The 19,214-nt window shown below is 69.8% G+C and carries 21 protein-coding genes; 6 read left to right on the top strand and 15 right to left on the bottom strand.

Translation table 11 applies throughout. The annotated features are described in order from the left end of the window. The first annotated feature begins 37 nt into the window (after window positions 1–37). The gene (locus tag KW843_RS18565; protein ID WP_218296630.1) at window positions 38–925 is read left to right on the top strand and encodes a LysR family transcriptional regulator ArgP; all 888 of its coding nucleotides are present in this window, start codon (window positions 38–40) and stop codon (window positions 923–925) included. Here KW843_RS18565 and KW843_RS18560 read toward each other — a convergent pair. Further along, entirely contained in the window at window positions 909–1,730 is an 822-nt protein-coding gene (locus KW843_RS18560) for a siderophore-interacting protein (RefSeq protein ID WP_218296629.1), read from the bottom strand. The genes KW843_RS18565 and KW843_RS18560 overlap by 17 nt on opposite strands. Window positions 1,731–1,798: 68 nt before the next feature. Between KW843_RS18560 and KW843_RS18555 the strand changes: the two genes are divergently transcribed. Then, the gene (locus KW843_RS18555) at window positions 1,799–2,272 is read left to right on the top strand and encodes a MarR family winged helix-turn-helix transcriptional regulator (protein ID WP_218296628.1); all 474 of its coding nucleotides are present in this window, start codon (window positions 1,799–1,801) and stop codon (window positions 2,270–2,272) included. Window positions 2,273–2,402: 130 nt separating this feature from the next. Here the strand turns inward: KW843_RS18555 and KW843_RS18550 are convergent, their stop codons facing one another. Beyond that, entirely contained in the window at window positions 2,403–3,278 is an 876-nt protein-coding gene (locus KW843_RS18550) for a hypothetical protein (RefSeq protein WP_218296627.1), read from the bottom strand. A gap of 133 nt (window positions 3,279–3,411) precedes the next feature. Then, a complete protein-coding gene (gene alr / locus KW843_RS18545; protein WP_218296626.1) occupies window positions 3,412–4,527 on the bottom strand; it encodes an alanine racemase in 1,116 nt (371 codons plus the stop codon). Window positions 4,528–4,682: 155 nt separating this feature from the next. On the opposite strand from alr, the gene lplT reads away from it, so the two are divergent. The 3 genes from lplT (at window position 4,683) to KW843_RS18530 (ending at window position 7,639) form a co-directional block, all read left to right on the top strand. Then, window positions 4,683–5,987 carry a lysophospholipid transporter LplT gene (gene lplT, locus KW843_RS18540; protein ID WP_218296625.1) on the top strand — a complete coding sequence of 435 codons (1,305 nt, stop codon included), beginning with the start codon at window positions 4,683–4,685 and terminating at the stop codon, window positions 5,985–5,987. Window positions 5,988–6,179: 192 nt separating this feature from the next. Beyond that, a complete protein-coding gene (locus KW843_RS18535) occupies window positions 6,180–7,076 on the top strand; it encodes a DMT family transporter (protein ID WP_218296624.1) in 897 nt (298 codons plus the stop codon). A 74-nt stretch (window positions 7,077–7,150) separates the two neighbouring features. Beyond that, complete coding sequence (locus tag KW843_RS18530) at window positions 7,151–7,639, top strand: glutathione peroxidase (RefSeq protein WP_218296623.1); 489 nt, start codon at window positions 7,151–7,153, stop codon at window positions 7,637–7,639. Window positions 7,640–7,647: 8 nt separating this feature from the next. On the opposite strand, the gene KW843_RS18525 is transcribed toward KW843_RS18530, so the two are convergent. Beyond that, entirely contained in the window at window positions 7,648–8,349 is a 702-nt protein-coding gene (locus KW843_RS18525) for a GNAT family N-acetyltransferase (RefSeq protein ID WP_370628520.1), read from the bottom strand. A gap of 404 nt (window positions 8,350–8,753) precedes the next feature. On the opposite strand from KW843_RS18525, the gene KW843_RS18520 reads away from it, so the two are divergent. Further along, window positions 8,754–9,233 carry a VOC family protein gene (locus tag KW843_RS18520; protein WP_218296622.1) on the top strand — a complete coding sequence of 160 codons (480 nt, stop codon included), beginning with the start codon at window positions 8,754–8,756 and terminating at the stop codon, window positions 9,231–9,233. 38 nt (window positions 9,234–9,271) lie between these two features. Here the strand turns inward: KW843_RS18520 and KW843_RS18515 are convergent, their stop codons facing one another. The 11 genes from KW843_RS18515 to KW843_RS18465 all read right to left on the bottom strand — a co-directional run bounded on the left by KW843_RS18515 (window position 9,272) and on the right by KW843_RS18465 (window position 19,187). Next, entirely contained in the window at window positions 9,272–10,006 is a 735-nt protein-coding gene (locus tag KW843_RS18515) for a YafY family protein (protein WP_218296621.1), read from the bottom strand. A 152-nt stretch (window positions 10,007–10,158) separates the two neighbouring features. Beyond that, window positions 10,159–10,638 (bottom strand): GyrI-like domain-containing protein, encoded by a 480-nt coding sequence (locus KW843_RS18510; protein WP_218296620.1) that lies wholly within the window; start codon window positions 10,636–10,638, stop codon window positions 10,159–10,161. Between the two features lie 177 nt (window positions 10,639–10,815). Continuing rightward, the gene (locus KW843_RS18505; RefSeq protein WP_218296619.1) at window positions 10,816–11,103 is read right to left on the bottom strand and encodes a DUF2798 domain-containing protein; all 288 of its coding nucleotides are present in this window, start codon (window positions 11,101–11,103) and stop codon (window positions 10,816–10,818) included. Between the two features lie 171 nt (window positions 11,104–11,274). After that, window positions 11,275–11,940 carry an alpha/beta fold hydrolase gene (locus KW843_RS18500; RefSeq protein ID WP_369641107.1) on the bottom strand — a complete coding sequence of 222 codons (666 nt, stop codon included), beginning with the start codon at window positions 11,938–11,940 and terminating at the stop codon, window positions 11,275–11,277. A 16-nt stretch (window positions 11,941–11,956) separates the two neighbouring features. After that, window positions 11,957–12,868, bottom strand: coding sequence for a ProQ/FINO family protein (locus KW843_RS18495; RefSeq protein WP_218296618.1), 912 nt, complete (start codon window positions 12,866–12,868; stop codon window positions 11,957–11,959). A gap of 88 nt (window positions 12,869–12,956) precedes the next feature. Continuing rightward, a complete protein-coding gene (gene glcF, locus KW843_RS18490; protein ID WP_218296617.1) occupies window positions 12,957–14,207 on the bottom strand; it encodes a glycolate oxidase subunit GlcF in 1,251 nt (416 codons plus the stop codon). A gap of 43 nt (window positions 14,208–14,250) precedes the next feature. Beyond that, a complete protein-coding gene (locus KW843_RS18485; RefSeq protein WP_218296616.1) occupies window positions 14,251–15,048 on the bottom strand; it encodes a YoaK family protein in 798 nt (265 codons plus the stop codon). Window positions 15,049–15,072: 24 nt separating this feature from the next. Beyond that, on the bottom strand, window positions 15,073–16,209 hold the full coding sequence (gene glcE / locus KW843_RS18480; protein ID WP_218296615.1) for a glycolate oxidase subunit GlcE: 1,137 nt from the start codon (window positions 16,207–16,209) through the stop codon (window positions 15,073–15,075). 276 nt (window positions 16,210–16,485) lie between these two features. After that, window positions 16,486–18,033 (bottom strand): ammonium transporter, encoded by a 1,548-nt coding sequence (amt, locus tag KW843_RS18475; protein ID WP_218296614.1) that lies wholly within the window; start codon window positions 18,031–18,033, stop codon window positions 16,486–16,488. A 36-nt stretch (window positions 18,034–18,069) separates the two neighbouring features. Continuing rightward, the gene (gene glnK / locus KW843_RS18470; protein ID WP_010466918.1) at window positions 18,070–18,408 is read right to left on the bottom strand and encodes a P-II family nitrogen regulator; all 339 of its coding nucleotides are present in this window, start codon (window positions 18,406–18,408) and stop codon (window positions 18,070–18,072) included. A 47-nt stretch (window positions 18,409–18,455) separates the two neighbouring features. Then, a complete protein-coding gene (locus KW843_RS18465; protein WP_218296613.1) occupies window positions 18,456–19,187 on the bottom strand; it encodes a TorF family putative porin in 732 nt (243 codons plus the stop codon). Between the last annotated feature and the right edge of the window lie 27 nt (window positions 19,188–19,214).

Below are 19,214 nucleotides of genomic sequence, written 5' to 3'. Positions count from 1 at the left end.
ATACTTTTTAACGATCCGTCAGAATGGCTAACCATCCATGCGCCTTGACTCCGCCCAGCTCAACGCCTTTGCCACCGTGATCGACGAGGGCAGCTTCGAGCGCGCCGCCGCTGTGCTGCACGTCACCCGCTCGGCGGTGTCGCAGCGCGTGAAGCTGCTGGAAGAACGCGTGGGCCAGGTGCTGGTGCGCCGCGCCACGCCCTGCGCGCCCACCGAGGCCGGCCAGGCCCTGTACCGGCACGCCCGCGAAGTGGCCCTGAGCGAGGCCGACGCGCTCGCCACGCTCGGCGGCGGGCAGCACGCGTCCACGCGCCTGGCCCTCGGCGTCAATGCCGACTCGCTCGCCACCTGGTTTCCCCATGCCATGGCGCAGGCCGCGGAGGGCCAAAGCATCACCTTCGACATCCATGTCGAAGACCAGGACCATTCGGCCAACCTGCTGCGCGAAGGCCGCGTGATGGCCGCCGTGACGGCCGACCCCCAACCCGTGCAGGGCTGCAAGGTGCTGCCGCTGGGCACCCTGCGCTACCGCGCGCTGGCCAGCCCCGCCTTCCTGCAGCGCCACTTTGCCCAGGGGGTGAACGCAGCCACCCTGGCACAGACGCCCATGCTGGTGTTCAACCGCAAGGATGCGCTGCAGGCGCGCTTCGTGGGGCGCATCACGCGCCGCAAACTCGCGCCGCCCGTGCACTGGCTGCCCGAGGCGAACGCGTTTGTCATGGCCACGCGGGCCGGCCTGGGCTGGGGCATGACGCCGGACCCGATGGTGCAGCACGACCTGAAGGCCGGCACGCTGGTCGAGCTGATTCCGGGCAAGCCCGTCGATGTTCCGTTGTACTGGCAGTACTGGCGCCTGAACGTGCAGGCGCTGCACCGCATGACCGAAGCGGTGCAGCAGGCGGCGGCGCTTACGCTGCTGCGCTGACCAGGTCTTCGTGGTGGTCTGCAGCGCCGCGCTTCCAGTAGGCGGAGATGCGCATGCGCCTGGCGTCCACGCCCGGCTTGGCCAGCACGGCACGGCGCACGGCGGCCATGTCGCCGTGTTCGCCGGCGGCCCACACAAACCCCGCGCCGGTGGGCAGCGCCAGGTCTTCCACCGCCGCAGGCAGCGCGTCTACCCATTGCAGATCGAGCCGCGCCGCGCTGGCCAGGACCCGCTGGTCGGCAGGATTGCTCACCTGGATGCGCACGGTGGCCTGGGTGTGCGCGGGCAGCTCGGCCAGGCGGCGGGCGATGGCGGGCAAGGCGGTTTCGTCGCCCAGCAGCCAATGCCAGTCAAAACCGGTCGGCACCACCATGCTGCCGCGCGGCCCGGCAATGCCCACCCACTGGCCCACGGCGGCGCTCGCGGCCCAGTCGGTGGCGGGGCCTGCGTCGTGCAGGGCCACCTCGATGTCCAGCTCGCCCGCAGCGGCGTCATGGCGCGCGGGGGTGTAGTCGCGCAGCACGGGGCGTGGGTCGGGGAAGACGGGGCGGCCGTCCTGCATCGACGGCAGCGACGGGCGCTCCTGGCCTGGCTGGGGCAGGATGAGCTTGAGGTGGTCGTCAAACCCCGCGCTCACAAACCCGGCCAGCTCGGGCCCGGCCAGGGTGAGCCGCACGAAACCGGGGCTGACGGCGGTGCGCCGCACCACCTGGAGGTGGCGGGCTTGCAAGGGGTGGCGGACGCGTTCGATGGCAAGGTGCGCAGCGTCGGCGCGGGGTGTGGCGGTAGGCAGGGGTGCGTTCATGACTTAAAATGTTGATTTGATCAACCAATGATCTGCGCATTGGTTGATTTTGTCAACCACAAACCCCCATGACCACCCACGCGCCCGCCGATGTCTTTGAAGCCATGCACGACCTGCTGCATGCCTACCGGGCCCACATGGTGCGCGCCATGGCCGCCATCCACCCCGACCTGACGCACAACGAAGTGCGGGCGCTGATGTTCGTGGGCCGCCACCCCGGCACCACGCAGCGCGAACTGGTGGCCCACAGCGGCGCCGACAAGGCACAGGTGGCCCGCATGGTGGGGATGCTGCAGGACAAGGGCTGGCTGGAGAGCGCACCGAATGCCGAGGACAAACGCAGCCGCTGCCTGCGCCTGAGCGCCCAGGGTGCGGCCCTGCACCAGGCGCTGCGCGACGCCCGCCGGGGGCTGGCGGCGTCCCTGCTCAAAGGGTGCGACGACGCCACGCAGGCCCAGCTGCTCGCCCTGCTGGCGCAGGTGCGCAGCAACCTGGACGCCATCGAGACCGGCTGCCAGGGCGGCCGGGACTGCCGCCGCTGAGGCCGGGAGAGGGAACGCGGGGCCAGCCTGACCCAGGCCGGGAGGCGCCAGGACATGAAAAGAACCGGCCCCTACCGCTTGATAAGTCTATATTTCAAGCTACCAATTTAGTAGCATTCTGCCTTTTGCATCACTGCCCCTGGATCACGCGCACGGCCTGGGGCAACGACTGCACGCCGGGCAGGAAATGGTCGATGGTGGCACCCAGCACCACGGCGCAGACCAACGCGCCCAGCAAGGGCTTCCAGGTCAGGCGCACGGCGGCCGTGAGCCAGCCCTCGCGCTCCACGCCCACGGCGGCCCGCGCAGTGGCCACCGAGAAGGCGATCTCCACCGCCACGGTCAGCAGCACATCCCAGCCAAAGAACAGCATGGCCAGCGAGCCCGCGCCAAAAATGATCGCCGCGCCGATGAGGAAGATCGCCACCACGGGCACGACCACCACGGCGCCTTCGTCGGCGCTGCCCAGGGCGTCGGCGGCGCCACTGGCCAGGTCGCCCAGCGCGCTGGAATCGCTGCTGGAGCCCCCGCTGGACAGGCCCTGCGTCCATGCGCCACCAAAATCGCCCGACGCGCCGCCACCGCCAAAATCACCGCCGCCCGTGCGCGGCAGCGGCACCTGGCCACCGCCACCGCCCGACGGCCCGTTGCCGGGCCAGGACACGTCGGGCACATCCAGGCCGCTGCCATCGCCACCCGTGTCGCGGTCCTGCCGCACCAGCCGCGCCGCCCAGGCCCGCAGCACCAGCAGGTACCCCAGGTAGCCGACCGAGAGGGTGACGAAATACCGCAGCGCCAGCGACTCCACGCCCACCAGCATCTGCACGTGGGAGGTGCACCACATCAGCAGCAGCGTGAAGCTGCCGATCAGCAGGCCATGCCAGCGCAGGCTGTAGCGCTGCTGCAGGGTGCGTGCCACCCGGCTGTGGTGCGGCATGCGCACGGCGCGCCAGGTGGAGGTTTTCTTCTTGCTGTTGCTGTGGCGGTCGCTGCGGGAAGTGGCCATGGAGGAAACACCTGCGGTGGAAAGAGGGGCGCGGCCGGCGGCGTTGCGTGCCGGCGCCGCGCCATTTCACACCACTTTGGCCCGGCCGTGCGGCCCCGCGCCCCGCCGTGCGTGAACTTGTCGACGGTTCGGATCAGCCGATGCCATCCACCGACACGGGCACGCGCTGGGCCAGTGCCGTCAGCAGCTCCCAGCTGACGGTGCCCGCGGCGGCGGCCACCTCGTCCACGCGCAGCACCGTGCCGTTGCCAGCCTGGCCCCACAGCGTGACCTCGGAGCCGAACCCCGCGGCCACGCCCGCCTGCTGCAGCGGCGTGAGGTCCACCGTCACCATGTCCATGCTCACCCGCCCCACCAGCCGCGTGCGCACGCCGTTGACCAGCACGGGGGTGCCGGTATCGCAGTGGCGCGGGTAGCCGTCGGCATAGCCGCAGGCCGCCACGCCGATCAAGAGCGGCCCCTCGGCCGTGAAGCGCGAGCCATAGCCCACGGTGTCGCCCGCCTGCAGCTGCTGCGTGGCGATGAGGCGGGTGGCGAGGGTCATCGTGGGGCGCATGCCCCAGTGGCTGGCGTCATGCTCGGGGTAGTCGGGCGCGCTGCCATACAGCGCGATGCCGGCGCGCACCCAGTCGGCGCGCACGCGCGCGTCCGCCGCGTGGCGCAGGGTGGCGGCACTGTTGCTCAGCGTGCGCTCGCCCGGCAGGTCCTGGGCGGCGGTGTTGAACACGGCCAGCTGGTGCGCCACCCCCCGGGGGCCGTCCGCATCGCTGAAGTGGGTCATGAACGAGATCTCGTCCACCTGCGGCAGCGCGTTGAGCCGCGCCCAGGCCGCGCGAAAGCGCTGCGGCGCGAAGCCCAGCCGGTTCATGCCCGAGTTCATCTTGAGGAACACGCGGTGCGGCACCTGCGTCTTGTGGGCCGCCAGCATGTCGATCTGCTCGTCGCAATGCACTGCGTGCCACAGGCCCAGGCGCGAGCACAGCTCCAGGTCGCGCGGCTCGAACACGCCTTCGAGCAGCAGGATGGGCCCGCGCCAGCCCAGATGCCGCACGCGTTCGGCCTCGGCCAGGTCCAGCAGCGCGAAGCCGTCGGCGCCGCGCAGGCCTTCGTACGCGCGTTCGATGCCGTGCCCGTAGGCATTGGCCTTGACCACGGCCCAGACCTTGGCATCGGGCGCTGCCTGTCGGACACGCTCCAGGTTGTGGTGCAGGGCTGCGGTGTGGATGGTGGCGGCGATGGGACGGGGCATGGAAAGGACCAGGTGGGGCAAGGGATTTACCGGGGAATACGCGCAGGATTCTGGCACCGTGGCCGTTTATCCGCGTGATATAACCGTCCGTCACTTGCCAGGGTCCCCACATTTAACAGGGCATCAGCCGAACTGATGCAGCCACCAGCCATTCGATGAAGCGCGGTTTCTACACCATCATGTCGGCGCAGTTTTTCAGCTCGCTGGCCGACAATGCACTTTTCGTGGCCGCCGTGGAGCTTTTGCGCACAGAAGGCGCTCCCGAGTGGCAGCGCGCCGCCTTGGTGCCCATGTTCGCGCTGTTCTATGTGGTGCTGGCGCCCTTCGTCGGCGCCTTTGCCGACGCCCTGCCCAAGGGCAAGGTCATGTTCGTCAGCAACGCCATCAAGGTGGTGGGCTGCCTGATGATGCTGTTCGGTTCGCACCCGCTCATCGCCTATGCGGTGGTGGGTCTGGGCGCCGCGGCCTACTCGCCCGCCAAATACGGCATCCTCACGGAACTCCTTCCCGCCTCGCAGCTGGTGAAGGCCAACGGCTGGATCGAGGGACTCACCATCGCGTCCATCATCCTGGGCGTGCTGTTCGGCGGGCAGCTCGTGGGGCAGCACCTGTCGGGCATGCTGCTGGGCTTCGACCTGCCGATGATCGACACGGGTGTGGACACCCCCGCCGAGTCCGCCATCGCCGCGCTGATCGCGGTGTATGCGCTGGCGGCCTGGTTCAACACCCGCATCCCGCACACCGGCGTGGAAATGCGCCCCCTGCGCGCCGACCCCGCGCGCAGCGTGTTCTCCAACGCGCTGGCCCTGCTGCCGGACTTCTGGGCCTGCAACGGCCGCCTGTGGCGCGACAAGCTCGGCCAGATCTCGCTGGCCACCACCACCCTGTTCTGGGGCGCGGGCGGCAACCTCAAGTTCATCGTGCTGGCCTGGGCCGCCGTGGCGCTGGGCTACAACACCACGCAGGCCTCGGCACTCACCGGGGTGGTGGCCATCGGCACCGCCGTGGGCGCGGTGGTGGCCTCGATGCGCATGCGCCTGGACATGGCCACCCGGGTGATCCCGCTGGGCATCGCCATGGGGCTGCTGCTGATCCTGATGGTGTTCATCAGCAACATCTGGCTCGCGATCCCCTTCCTCATCCTGCTGGGCGGGCTGGGCGGCTACCTGGTGGTGCCCATGAACGCGCTGCTGCAGCACCGGGGCCACAACCTCATGGGCGCGGGCCGCTCGATCGCCGTGCAGAACTTCAACGAGCAGGCCTGCATCCTGGGCCTGGGCGCGTTCTACAGCCTGTCGCTCAAGCTGGGCCTGTCGGTGTTTGGTGCGATCATCACCTTCGGCCTCGTGGTGGCGGCCATCATGTGGATCATCCGCCGCTGGCACCAGCGCAACTGCATCAACCACCGCGACGAAGTGAACCACCTGCTGCACATTGCGCGGCACGATACGCATCATTGAGTTGCCCCCCTGAGCGGCTGCGCCGCTTCCCCCGGAGGGGGACGCACCCAGTGGCCTGGCAGAGCCAGTTCCACGGGTGCACTGGCGGGGAAGCGTGCCAGTTTTTGGCGCCGCCTCACTTGCGCAAATTGCTACATAATCGATAGCTATTGACGCTTATCCATCAAGCGCTAGAGCCTATTTTTATTCTCGATGCAATCTCCCCTGCCCTTTGCCGCCCTGCTGTTCAACGCTTTCGTCTGGGGCCTGGCGTGGTGGCCGTTCCAGCACATGCACCAGGCGGGGCTGCATCCGCTGTGGGCCACGGCCTGCATGTACGCCGTGGTGCTGCTCGCGCTCATGGCCTGGCGCCCGGGCATCCTGCGGCAGGTGCGCGAACATCCGCAGTTGTGGCTGCTGGCGCTGGCCTCGGGGCTGAACAACGTGGCCTTCAACTGGGCCGTGACCATCGGCGACGTGGTGCGCGTGATCCTGCTGTTCTATCTCATGCCTGCCTGGGCCGTGCTGCTGGCCTGGCGGGTCCTGGGCGAACGCCCCACGCCCGCCGCGCTGCTGCGCCTGGCCCTGGCCTTCGCCGGCGTGGTGCTGGTGCTGCTGCCCGAGGGCGCGCCCGCGGCGCGCCTGCTGCAGAACCTGAGCCTGGCCGACGGTCTGGCCCTGTTGGGCGGCTTCATGTTCGCGCTCACCAATGTCACGCTGCGCCGCCTGCACGCCGTGCCGGGGCCGGCGCGCATGGCCACCATGTTCGGCGGCTGCATGCTCATGGCGCTGGCCGTGGCTGGCCTCGGGCTGCAGGTGGGCGTGGTCGATCCCTTCCCCGCCCCCAACAGCACCTGGGTCGTCACCGGCCTGCTGCTGGCCGGCGTGCTGATGCTGGGCAACTGGGCGCTGCAGTTCGGCGCCGCGCGCCTGGCGGCCGGCACCACGGCGCTGGTGATGCTGTCGGAGGTGATGTTCGCCAGCGTGTCTTCCGCGCTGCTGGGCGCCTCGGCCTTGAACACGCGCACCGTGCTGGGCGGGGCGATGATCCTGCTGGCGTCCCTGCTCGCCGCGCTGCAGTTCCGCAGGGCAGGCCCCAGCACCCCCTGAACCGCCAGGGCGAAAAGCAGAAAAGGGGCGCAACCCCTACCATGCACAGTCTTCCACCTTCAGGAGCATGCGCCATGCCCGACAGCATCTACGACTTTGAAGCCCAGCAGATGAACGGCCAGACCGTGCCCTTGTCGCAATACAAGGACAAAGTGCTGCTCATCGTGAACACCGCCAGCGCCTGCGGCTTCACGCCCCAGTTCGGGGGCCTGGAAGAGCTGCACAAGCAGTACGGCGGCCAGGGCCTGGTGGTGCTGGGCTTTCCCTGCAACCAGTTCGGCAGCCAGGACCCGGGCAGCAACGACGAGATCGCGAGCTTCTGCCAGCTCAACTACGGCGTGAGCTTTCCGATGATGGCCAAGATCGATGTGAACGGTGCCAATGCGTCGCCCCTGTACCAGTGGCTCGCCGCCGAAGCGCCCGGCCTGCTGGGCAGCAAGGCGATCAAATGGAATTTCACCAAGTTCCTGGTTGGCAAGGACGGCCGCGTGATCCGCCGCTATGCGCCGCAGGACGCGCCCAAGAAGCTGGCGGGCGACATCGAGGCGGCCCTCGCGGCCTGAGGCCGCGCTCAGCCTGCTGCCGCTGCCGCCGCAGGCGCCCAGCGGCACAGCACCCGCTCGCGGCCCGTGGCCGGATGGGTATCGACCGGCCCCTCCACCAGGCCATGGCGCGCATAGAAGCGGCGCGCGCCGTGGTTGCCCGTGGCCACGTGCAGGGTCCAGCCGCCCGGGCACAGGCGGATCACCTGCTGCAGCATTTCGGCCCCCACGCCCCGGCCCTGGCATGCGGGGTCCACGAACAGCTGGTGCAGATGCGCGCCGCCCACGTCCAGCACCAGGAACGCCGTGACCTCCGGCCCCACCGCACGCACCAGCACCGCACATGGCGGACCGAATTCCGCGCGCACCCGCGCCTCCCAGTGGCCGGGCGGAGCCACGGGCCTCACCGAGGGGTTGGCGGAACGCCAGGCCCTGCGCCACACGCGGGCCAGGCCGGCGTGGCTGTCGGCATCGGTCGCCGGCCGGATCACGGGCTGGACGCCGGGGGCATGGGAGCGGGGCTGCATGCGGGCATTGTCATCGGAACGCGCCCGCGCCCGCCCGGCCACCAGGACCCGCGGCTCCCCCACCGGCCCCAGTCGCGCGGGCGCCAGCGCCCCGCAGCCTCCTTCATGCACCACGGCGTGCCCGGGTGCCACGCGGGCGGCGCCCAGGTACCGCGCATTGCCGGCCTGGTCGGCCGCCAGGGAGGCCGTGGCGCCGGTGGGCACGACGGGTTCGCGGCCGCCATGCGCCCCAGGCGCGGCAGCGGATCTTGCGCGACGGCGACGGCGCCGGCCCGGATTGCCCTGGGGATGCCGGAATCCTTGATCGAGCGTCCCGAAACCGCATGCAAATCCCGGTGCGTAGCAATTCGTTGCACTATGGTGCCAGGACCGCCGCACCCCAGGCCCGCGGCCCTGGCGCCCCATGCGAGGGCCGTCTTCCAGGCCGGGCATCTGTAGCTCAAAGTCCCATCAGCGCTTATCGAATCTGCGCAAATAGCTATTTTTTAATAGCATCAAGAAGCCGCCGCACCACCAATGCCCCGCCACCCAAGGCCCCTCGCGCGCATTGCAGCCTGCCGCCAGATGTGAGAGGCTACTGCGCTGTCCCGCCCCCAAGGAGCACCAAGATGGTCAGCAAGAACACGGTATGTCTGTGGTACGACGGCACCGCGCTGGATGCCGCGAAGTTCTATGCCGAGACGTTTCCGGACAGCGCCGTGGGCGCGGTCCACCGGGCGCCCGGGGACTTTCCCTCGGGCCGGCAGGGCGACGTCCTGACGGTCGAGTTCACGGTGATGGGCATCCCCTGCCTGGGCCTGAACGGAGGCCCCGCCTTCCGGCACAGCGAGGCTTTCTCGTTCCAGGTGGCGACCGACGACCAGGCCGAAACCGATCGTCTGTGGAATGCGATTGTCGGAAATGGCGGCCAGGAAAGCGCCTGCGGCTGGTGCAAGGACCGCTGGGGCCTGTCGTGGCAGATCACGCCCCGGGCCCTGACGGCCGCGGTCACCGGTCCCGACAAGGCGGCGGCCGCGCGCGCGTTCGAAGCCATGATGGGGATGAAAAAAATCGACATCGCCACGATCGAGGCGGCCCGGCGCGGCTGATGCCTGGCGGGCCGGCGCGGCCCAGGGCCCAAAGGCCTTCAGGCCGTCAGCCCGGGCGTCGGCGCGGGCGGCCATTCGGGCGGCCGCGAGGCCATCTCCGCCTCCACCTTGCGCAGCATGTCGGCCAGCGTCTTGCCGGGCTCCTGGCGAAACTGCTCCTCCAGCACCACGAGGTCCACGATGCGGTCGATGCGAAAGCCCCGGAAATCGTTGCGCAGCTCGCACCAGGCCGACAGCGTCCAGACCTTGCCCCAGTAGAAGCACCCCAGCGGCCGCAGGCGGCGCAGGCTGGGGCGGCCGTGCACGTCGGCGTAGTCGATCTGCACCACGTGGCGGCTGTGCACCGCCTCGCGCAGGGCCTGCAGGGTGGCCTGCGCCCGGGGGTCCAGCCCCACGGACGGCGCATACAGCGCCTGCGCCTCGGCCGCCGCGCGCGCGGCCGGCGGCAGCACCGACAGGATCTTGCCCAGGGCCCCCTCCACCTCGCGCGCGAGCCCCGCGTCCAGCCAGGCCTGCGCCAGCCGCGCGGCCGCCACCAGCGCGTTGGCCTCGCCCTGGCTGAACATCAGCGGCGGCAGCTCGAAGCCAGCGCCCAGCCGGTAGCCCACGCCGGCCTCGCCCTCAATGGGCACGCCCTGGTGCTGCAGGTCCGCCACGTCGCGGTAGATGGTGCGCGGAGACACCTCGAGCCGCTCGGCCAGGAACGCCGCCGTGGACAGGCGCCGCCCCCGGATGAGCTGGACGATCTGGAAAAGGCGGTCAGCGCGGCGCATGGATGAAAGGGGACATCTTGTGGGTATTCCTGGCTTGCACCGCTCATGCCATCAGCGCGGGAAGCTATTGAACATATAGCATCATGCACCAACGCCAAGGCGCTGCGCGTGGCGGTTGGGCGGGGTGCGCCGCCATCGGCAGGCCGGTGGCGCTACGGCTTCACGCCGACGTGGATGGCCACGCTGTCCGGGCCCTCGTAGGCCTCGAAATCGGTGCCGAAACGGCGCTGCACCTGCGGGTTCTCGGCGAAGTAGCGCCAGATGCGGACCCAGGTGTCGATCACCATCTGGGGCATGTCGCCGTGGCCGGTGAAGACGAGGTAGTCGCCCGCCTGGATGTCCACGCGGGCGGCTCCGGGCACCGCCTGGGCCAGTTCCGGGTCGGCCGTGGCCACGCCGGCGGTCACGTCGAAGGCGCCGTGTTCGTTGGATTCGTAGCCGCTGTAGACGCCGAAGATGCGGCCATCGCTGTCGCGGCCAGGCAACTTGCGCTCCCAGCTCTGGCTGAAGAAGCGGTCCCACAGGCCCCCGAGGCGCGCGATGGCGGGGTTCATCTCGTCGCTGTTGCGCGTGCGGACGGCAATGCCGGCCACGCTGAAGGCGGGAATCTGGACGGTGGTGGGTGTGGTCATGGGCAGGTCCTCTCTTGTCTGTGAAGGGGATCGATGGATCGATCGGTGGTGTGCAGCTGCGAGGACCGATGGTGCGGACCCGCTGCTGACAGCCTGATGTCAGTAGCGTGCGCAACGCGCTGGGGGCCGGGCGGCAGGCTGCTGACACACCGTGTCAGCAGCCTGCCCCGGGGGGCCTCAGCCCTGCGGCTCCACGATGGCGGCCGTCACCCGGCGCACCACGGGCAGCACCAGCAGCAGCGTGGGGAAGGCGACGAGCCAGGACAGTGCCCAGGAGCTCATCCACAGGCGGGGAAGATCCAGCGAGAAGCCCACCACGCGCACGGTGCTGATCAGCGACACGATGAAGGTCATGAGCAGCGACAGCAGCAGGGGCATGACCCAGGCCGCGGACCGCGCGGGCAGCTTGCGCAGGCCCCAGGAGGTCCTGGGGGAAGGCGGGGTGGGCGACGAAGAGTCGTTCATTGCAGTTCCAGAAAGCAGCCGGTCAGACAAGGTGCCGCCCCCGCCCGCCCACGCGGCGCGGGCCGCGCCGGGACAGGAAAGGGGCCACCACCCCGGCAAGGCCGGCGTTGGTTGGCACGTTGATTGACGTAAACGCTTACGGCAACCCGTGAACCGGGCCGCAGCGGGATTCTAGGCGTTCTGCGAAGCGCCCTGTCCGGCATCCCCTGAGGCGCCGCCCCGCAGATGGCGGTGGATGTGCCCGGCCACGGCCCCGGCGTGCGTGCGGGCCAGGTCGTGGGCACCGCCTGGCAGCACGTGCATGCGCGCGCCGGGCAGCAGGCCGCACAGGCGCCGCCCCACGGCCACGGGGCTGATGGGGTCCTTGTCGCCCCACAGCAAAAGGGCGGGCGCGCGCACCGACGCCAGCCGGGCCGACAGGTCCCACCGCGCCTGGGCCATCCACGGCGGAAACGCGGGGTTGGCGCGCAGGAAATCGGGCCGCCAGTCGTGGGGATGCAGGTCGTCCATGGGCACGCCGCCCGACGTGGCCACGAGCACCAGGTGGGTCAGGTGGTCGGGCCGCTCGAGGGCGGCGAGCAGGGCCACCACGCCGCCCAGGGACTGCGCGACCAGCGCGCAGGGCCGGTCCATGTGCGGCGTGACCGCATCGACCAGATCCTGCATGCCACCGGCCGCGTCCGGCGCCAGCCCCGCGCCGGCTCCTGCATCGCGCCAGGGCCAGCCCAGCAGCACGCGCGCGGCGGGCAGCGGCATGGCCGACGAGACCGGTTGCCAGAACGCGGGGTCGCCCCCCACGCCGGGCAGGAAGATCAGCCTGGAAGGTGCCGCCGGCACGGGCGAGCCTCTCGCGTCAGGCGTCTTGCGGGGCCGGTGCGATGGCGGCCACGGCCGCGGCCGCCGCGGCCTGCACCCGCGCGGCGGCGAGGCGGCGAGCGCGCTCGAGCTGCTGGCCCACGGTGCGGGGCACCAGGCCGTACATGTCGGCAAAGGCCTCCAGTGTCTGGCCGCTGGCCTCGAACGCGCGCAGCAAAGCCTCGTCCTTGGCGTTGCGCGCCAACCATTCGGCAAAGGCCTCTTCGAGGATGGCGTTGGCGGCTTCGTCGCGGCCCTGCACCAGCTCGGTGTAGGCCTCGCGCGTGAGCCCCGAGGCCTCGAACGCGGCCATCATGCGGTTGCGCAGCTTGGGCAGCAGGTCCTCGGTGGCACGGGCCTTCTTGCGGCGGTAGACCTCCAGCAGCGCATGGTGCACATGCTCGGGGGCCATGTCCTCCACGGGCTGGCCCGAGAGGTCATGGCGCCGGTCGCCCGCCGCCACGCTTTGCAGGTAGCGCGTGGAGCGGGTGTGGATGCCCAGCGCCACCTTGAGCGCCTCGCGCTCGAACACCTCGGGGTGCGCGGCCAGCAGGTCCTGGAAGATGCCGCGCTTGAGCGGGCGGAACACCGCGCCGAACAGGTGCGGGTAGAGCCCCGCCAGTTGCTCCAGCGCGGGGTGCACACGCTGCGGCGCGCGCGCGCCCGCAGGTGCGGGGGCAGAGGCCTCGGCGCCGCCCTCTGGCGCCGGGCGCCCTTCGGGCTTGCGGCGGTTGCGGCCGCCACGGCGTGATCCGCCCGCGCGCTGCTGGGGTGCCCCGGCAGCGTCGGCGGCGGCGGACGCCCCGGGAGCGGCGGCAGCCACCTCGGCCGGTGCGGCCGAAACAGGCGCCGCCAGCGGTGTGGCAGGGGCTGCGTTCGGTTGTTCTTGTGCGGGCACGGAGTCGGTCATGGCGGTGCGAATGGGTGAGGGAGAGGGCAACAAAACCCTCAATCATGCCAGCGTTGGAGAAAAGCCCGCCAGCGGCGGCATCCCCTTGTCAGGCCAGGGCTTCGTCCAGCACCTCGATCCAGTGGCGCACCGGCGTGCCGGTGCCGCTTTGCAAATGGGTGATGCAGCCGATGTTGGCCGACAGGATCACGTCCGGGGGCTGGTCGCCGAACGCCTCGCCGAGCACGCCGAGCTTGCGGTCGCGCAGCTGGTACGCCAGGTCCGGGTTGAGCACCGAATACGTGCCCGCCGAGCCGCAGCACAGGTGGGCCTCGTTGCGCGCCGCGCGCAGCCGGAACCCCAGGCGCGCAAGCTGCGTTTCCACCCCGCCGCGCAGCTTCTGGCCGTGCTGCAGCGTGCACGGCGGATGGTAGGCGTACAGCACGTCGGCGGCGGGCTGGGCGCGGCCCGCCAGCTTGTCGGCCAGCTCGGGCAGCAGGGCCGGCAGCAGCTCCGACAGGTCGCGCGTGAGCGCGCTGATGCGTTCGGCCCTGGCGGCGTATTGCGCGTCGTCCTTGAGGATGTGGCCGTATTCCTTGACGGTGACGCCGCAGCCCGAGGCGTTCATGACGATGGCTTCCACCCCGCCCTGCTCCACCAGCGGCCACCAGGCGTCGATGTTGGCGCGCATCTCTGCCTTGCCGCCGTCCTGGTCGTTGAGGTGGAACTTGACGGCACCGCAGCAGCCCGCCTTGGGCGCGACCACGGTCTGGATGCCCACGGCGTCGAGCACGCGGGCGGTGGCGGTGTTGATGTTGGGCATCATGGCCGGCTGCACGCAGCCCGCCAGCAAAAGCACCTTGCGCGCGTGTTCGCGCACGGGCCATGCGCCGGCATTTTGGGGCGCAGGCACCTTGGCCTTGAGGGATGCGGGCAGCAGGCCGCGCACCAGTTGCCCTGCCTTCATGGCGGGGGCGAACAGGGGCGAAGGCAGGCCCTCCTTCAGCGCCCAGCGCAAGGCCTTCTCGCCCACCGGGCGGGCGACTTTCTCATCGACGATCTTGCGGCCGATATCGACCAGATGACCATATTGCACGCCGCTCGGGCAGGTGCTTTCGCAGTTGCGGCAGGTCAGGCACCGGTCCAGGTGCATCTGGGTCTTGCGCGTGGGCTCGGCGCCCTCGAGCACCTGCTTGATGAGGTAGATGCGGCCGCGCGGGCCGTCGAGCTCGTCGCCCAGCAGCTGATAGGTGGGGCAGGTGGCGGTGCAGAAGCCGCAGTGCACGCATTTGCGCAGGATGGCCTCGGCCTCCAGGCCATCGGCGCGGGCGCGGTATTCAGGGGCGAGTTGGGTTTGCATGGAGCATGCCTGGACAGGGGAAGGTAAAACAGGGCCGGAACGCTCAGAGCGCGGGCGGCGGAGTGAGCGGCGGCTCCAGGGGCAGCGCCTTGCGCAAGGGGTGGCGCAGGCGCGCGCGGTCGGCCCACAAGGGGGGCAGCGACAGCCCCAGCAGCACCAGCGCCAGCGGCACCACGAACACGAAGCCCACGTGCTTGAAGCCCGCGGCCCCGGCAACGCCTCCCACGAGGAACATCGCCACGAGCCCCGCGAACAGCCGCAGCCGGGCCTGGTTGGCGCGCACCTGGGATTCCGGCGCGGTGCCGGTGCGGTTCCAGTAGAGCATCTTGCCCAGCTCGATGCCCAGGTCGGTCACCACGCCGGTCATGTGCGTGGTGCGGATCTGGGACGAGGACATCTTGGTCACCGTGGCGTTCTGCAGGCCCATGATGAACGACAGCAGCAGCACCGTGGTGGGCACGGCGAACGGCGTGCGCCAGTTGAGCGTGATGGCGCCCACCAGGCCGAACACCAGCATGAGCACCGCCACCACCAGCAGCGGCAGCGCATAGCTGCTGTGCAGCTTGCGCTGGCGCGCCCAGTTGACCATGACGGCCGTGGTGGCCGCGCCGCTGACGAAGGCCAGCAACGCCCCCACCGCGCCCAGCACCAGGGCCATGTTGCCCAGCACGAGGTTGTCGGCCAGCATCGAGACAAAGCCGGTCATGTGCGAGGTGTACAGGTGCACCACCAGGAACCCCCCGGCATTGACCGCGCCCGCATTGAAGGCCAGCAGCAGGCCCAGCACGCGGTTGCTCGCCACCGTGCGGTGGTGTCCGGTGAGATGGCGCAGGCGTCGCATGGGTGCCGCAGGCTGGCGCGTGGCTTACCAGGCGCGGGCCATGCGCCCGGGGTTGAAGATGCCCGCGGGGTCGAAGCTGTGCTTGAGGCGCGCGTGTATCTGCTCCAGCGCACTGGATTTCAAGCCAAACTGGCCGCTACCGCTTGATGCACCTGCGCTGGAAGCTATGAAAACAGAAGCACTTCCGCCCACCGCGCGTGCGGCCTCGCGCAGGGCATCGCCCGCCGCTTCCGGCGCCTGCACCCAGCGCAGGGCGCCGTGCCATTCGATGAGCGGCTGGGCCGCCGCAGGCAGTTGGAGCACGGGGGCCGTGGGCGGCAGGGACAGGCGCCACAGCGCGTGGCCGGGGCGCTGGGCGCGGTCGCTGAACCAGGGCAGGGTCTGTTCGCGGCAGGCGGCCCAATCGGCAGCCACGGCGGCGCTGTCGTCCATGCGCACGCCACCCATGGTCTTGCACGCGGCCTCGACGGCGGCCACGGCCCCGCGCAGGCGCACGTAGAGGGTGCCCGTGCCCGTGTCCTGCACCCAGCAGCTCGCGTTGAGCGGCAGGGGCTGGCCGCCCCAGGCGTGCAGCTTGCGCAAGGCATCGGCCTGGTTGCATTCGAAGCGCAGCGTGGCCTCGGCCGGGGCCACCGGCAGCACCTTGAGGCTGAGCTCGGTGAGCAGGCCCAGCGTGCCCCAGGCGCCGGCCATGAGGCGCGACACGTCATAGCCCGCCACATTCTTCATCACCTGCCCACCAAAGCTCAGCAGCTCGGCCCGGCCGTTGAGCAGCGTGACCCCCAGCACATAGTCGCGCACCGCGCCCACGCTGGCGCGGGCCGGCCCCGACAGGCCGGCCGCCACCATGCCGCCCACGGTGGCGGCATCCGGGGGGGTCTTGGCGAAGTGCGGGGGCTCGAAGGGCAGGCACTGGCCCTGTTCGGCCAGCGTGGCCTCCAGCTCGGCCAGCGGGGTGCCCGCGCGCACGGTGACGACCAGTTCGCTGGGCTCGTAGCTCACGATGCCGCGCAGCACGCGGGTGTCGAGCACCTCGCCATGCAGCGCCAGGCCATGGAAGTCCTTGGTGCCCCCGCCCCGGATGCGCAAGGGGGTCTGGTCGGCGGCGGCGGTGCGCACACGGTCGGCGATCTGGGCAAGGGCGAGGTCCATGCCTTGCATCGTAGCTCCAGCGATGTCCGGCGCCACGCGGAGAGCGCGTGAATTTTTTGAACAGCGCGCGTGCAAATGGCTCGGGACCGCCGGGAGGGATGTCTGCGGACGTGTGCTCTGGGCGTGCATGCCAGAACAGAATGCAGACAAGCGAGTCCCCCGCCCGGTACGAAAAAAACCCGCCGTTGCCGGCGGGTTCAACAACCAAAGGAGCGACTCGCTTGTTCTTGTTGCGACGCCACGGTGCCACCAGACACCGCGGCGCGTCGGGCGCACCGGCCTGCTTCAGCGGTTGTACGCTGTTTCGCCGTGCGAGGTGATGTCCAGGCCTTCGCGTTCGTCTTCTTCCGAGACACGCAGGCCCACCGTCAGGTCGACGATCTTGTAGGCCACGAAGGAGACCACGCCCGACCACACGATGGTCAGCAGCACGGCCTTGGTCTGGGTCCACACCTGGGCGGCGATGGAGTAGTCGGCGGAGGTCACCATGGTGGCGGTCACCCAGTCGGCCACGTAGCCGGGGCCACCCAGGCCAGGCGCATTGAACACGCCGGTCAGCAGGGCACCCACGATGCCGCCGATGCCGTGCACGCCGAACACGTCGAGCGAGTCGTCCGCGCCCAGCAGCTTCTTGAGGCCGTTCACACCCCACAGGCAGGCGAAGCCGCCCACGAGGCCGATCACCAGCGCACCGCCGATGCCGACGTTGCCGGCAGCGGGCGTGATGGCCACGAGGCCGGCCACGGCACCCGACGCGGCACCCAGCATCGACGCCTTGCCGCGCATCAGCGCTTCACCGATGGACCATGCCAGCACGGCGGCGGCGGTGGCCACCAGCGTGTTGATGAAGGCCAGGGCGGCAAAGCCGTTGGCTTCCAGGGCGGAGCCGGCGTTGAAGCCGAACCAGCCCACCCACAGCAGCGAGGCACCGACCATGGTCAGCGTCAGGCTGTGGGGCGCCATGGCTTCCTTGCCGTAACCGATGCGCTTGCCCACCATGAACGCGCCCACCAGGCCCGCCACGGCGGCGTTGATGTGCACCACGGTACCGCCGGCGAAGTCCAGCGCGCCCCACTGCCAGATCTGGCCGGCCTTGCCGGTCATGGCGTCGGCCACTTCCTTGGAGGCGTATGCGTCAGGGCCCATCCAGAACCACACCATGTGGGCGATCGGCAGGTAGCTGAAGGTGAACCACAGCACCATGAACATCATGACGGCGCTGAACTTGATGCGCTCTGCGAACGCACCGACGATCAGGGCGCAGGTGATGCCGGCGAACGTGGCCTGGAAGGCGGCGAACACCACTTCCGGAATCACGACACCCTTGCTGAAGGTGGCGGCGTTGGCGAACGTGCCGGCGGCGTTGTCCCAGATGCCCTTCATGAACAGCCGGTCGAAGCCGCCGATGAAGGCGCCGCCCTCGGTGAAGGCCAGGCTGTAGCCGTAGATGAACCACAGCACCACGATCAACGAGAACGTGACCATCACCTGCATCAGCACGGACAGCATGTTCTTGCTGCGCACCAGGCCGCCGTAGAACAGCGCCAGGCCGGGCAGGACCATCAGGATCACGAGGATGGTGGAGGTCATCATCCAGGCGGTGTCGCCCTTGTTGGGGACCAGAGCGGGGGCTTCGGCGGCGGCGGCCGGTGCAGCGGCTGCAGCGGCGGCCGCGGGAGCAGGGGCAGCCGCAGGGGCTTCAGCGGCGGGAGCGGCCGCCGCAGCGGGCGCGGCGGCGGCCGGCTCGGAGGCGGCGGGCGCCTGGGCCAGGGACAGGTTGCCCATGGTCAGCAGGCCCAGCCCCAGAATGAAGGAAGCAAGCAGTTTTTTCATGGCGTTTCTCTTCTTGGGTGTGATGCGGCCGGGCCCTTACAGGGCTTCCTTGCCGGTTTCGCCAGTGCGGATGCGCACCACCTGCTCCAGGTGGGTCACGAAGATCTTGCCGTCGCCGATCTTGCCGGTGCGCGCGGCGCTTTCGATGGACTCGATCACGCGGTCCACGAGGTCATCCGCCACGGCGGCCTCGATCTTGACCTTGGGCAGGAAGTCGACCACGTACTCCGCGCCGCGGTACAGCTCGGTGTGGCCCTTCTGGCGGCCGAAGCCCTTGACCTCGGTCACCGTGATGCCTTGCACGCCGATGTCCGAGAGTGCTTCACGCACCTCGTCGAGCTTGAAGGGCTTGATGATGGCTGTCACCATTTTCATTTTGGTTCCTCCGACGATGGGCGCACCCGGCGCCCATCGAGACTTGCTTACAGGGTTTTGGTGAGCGTGACGATCACGCGCGACTTGTTGACGTGGCCGAAGAAGGCCTTCTTGTTGGCGCCCACCACGGCGGCGCCCAGCGACAGGCCGCTGCCGAAGTCATACGCGCCGCCCACGCTGTAGTCCATGTAGTTGGGCACGCCCAGGTCCTTGATGTCGCTGGCGAAGCGGGTGAAGCCCACCGAGGCCTTCAGGGTGACGCTGGGAGCCACTTCCTGGGCGAACGCCAGGTTCAGGTAGCCGGTGTTGCGGCCCTTCAGGCCGGAGCCGGACTTGGCGCCGGCCCAGCCGAAGTAGTCCTTGGAGATGGTGTGCGAATACTTGGCGGTGAAGGGGCCCATGGTGGCCGCGCCATACAGCTCGGTGGTGTTGCCGTTGGCATTGCCGGGGTAGATGTAGGTCAGCGCGCCCAGGTCCAGATCGGCGCCGCCGGCCTTGAACTTGTAGCCGCCGTACAGGTCGGCTTCGAGCGAGTTGTTGGCCAGCCAGTCCACGCTGGAATTCCAGTTGCCCACGTACCAGCCAGACTCGCCGAAGGCATAGTCAAAACCGCCTTGCAGCGCGGGCTTGAGGGCCTTGGCCTTGGAGGCGTCCTGGTCCTGGCCACGGAACTTGTAGTTGGTGGTCAGGCTGACGTTGCCGGTGAGCTGGGCGCTGGCCAGCAGGGGAAGGGATGCTGCAAGGGCAACGCCCAGGGTCTTGATGATGGCGCGGGTCATGTTTCCTCCGGTTGGACAAAGTAGGGA

The organism is Acidovorax sp. sif1233 (assembly GCF_019218755.1).
In the GTDB taxonomy this organism is placed as follows: domain Bacteria; phylum Pseudomonadota; class Gammaproteobacteria; order Burkholderiales; family Burkholderiaceae_C; genus Acidovorax.
This window is presented reverse-complemented; position numbering and strand designations above follow the sequence as displayed.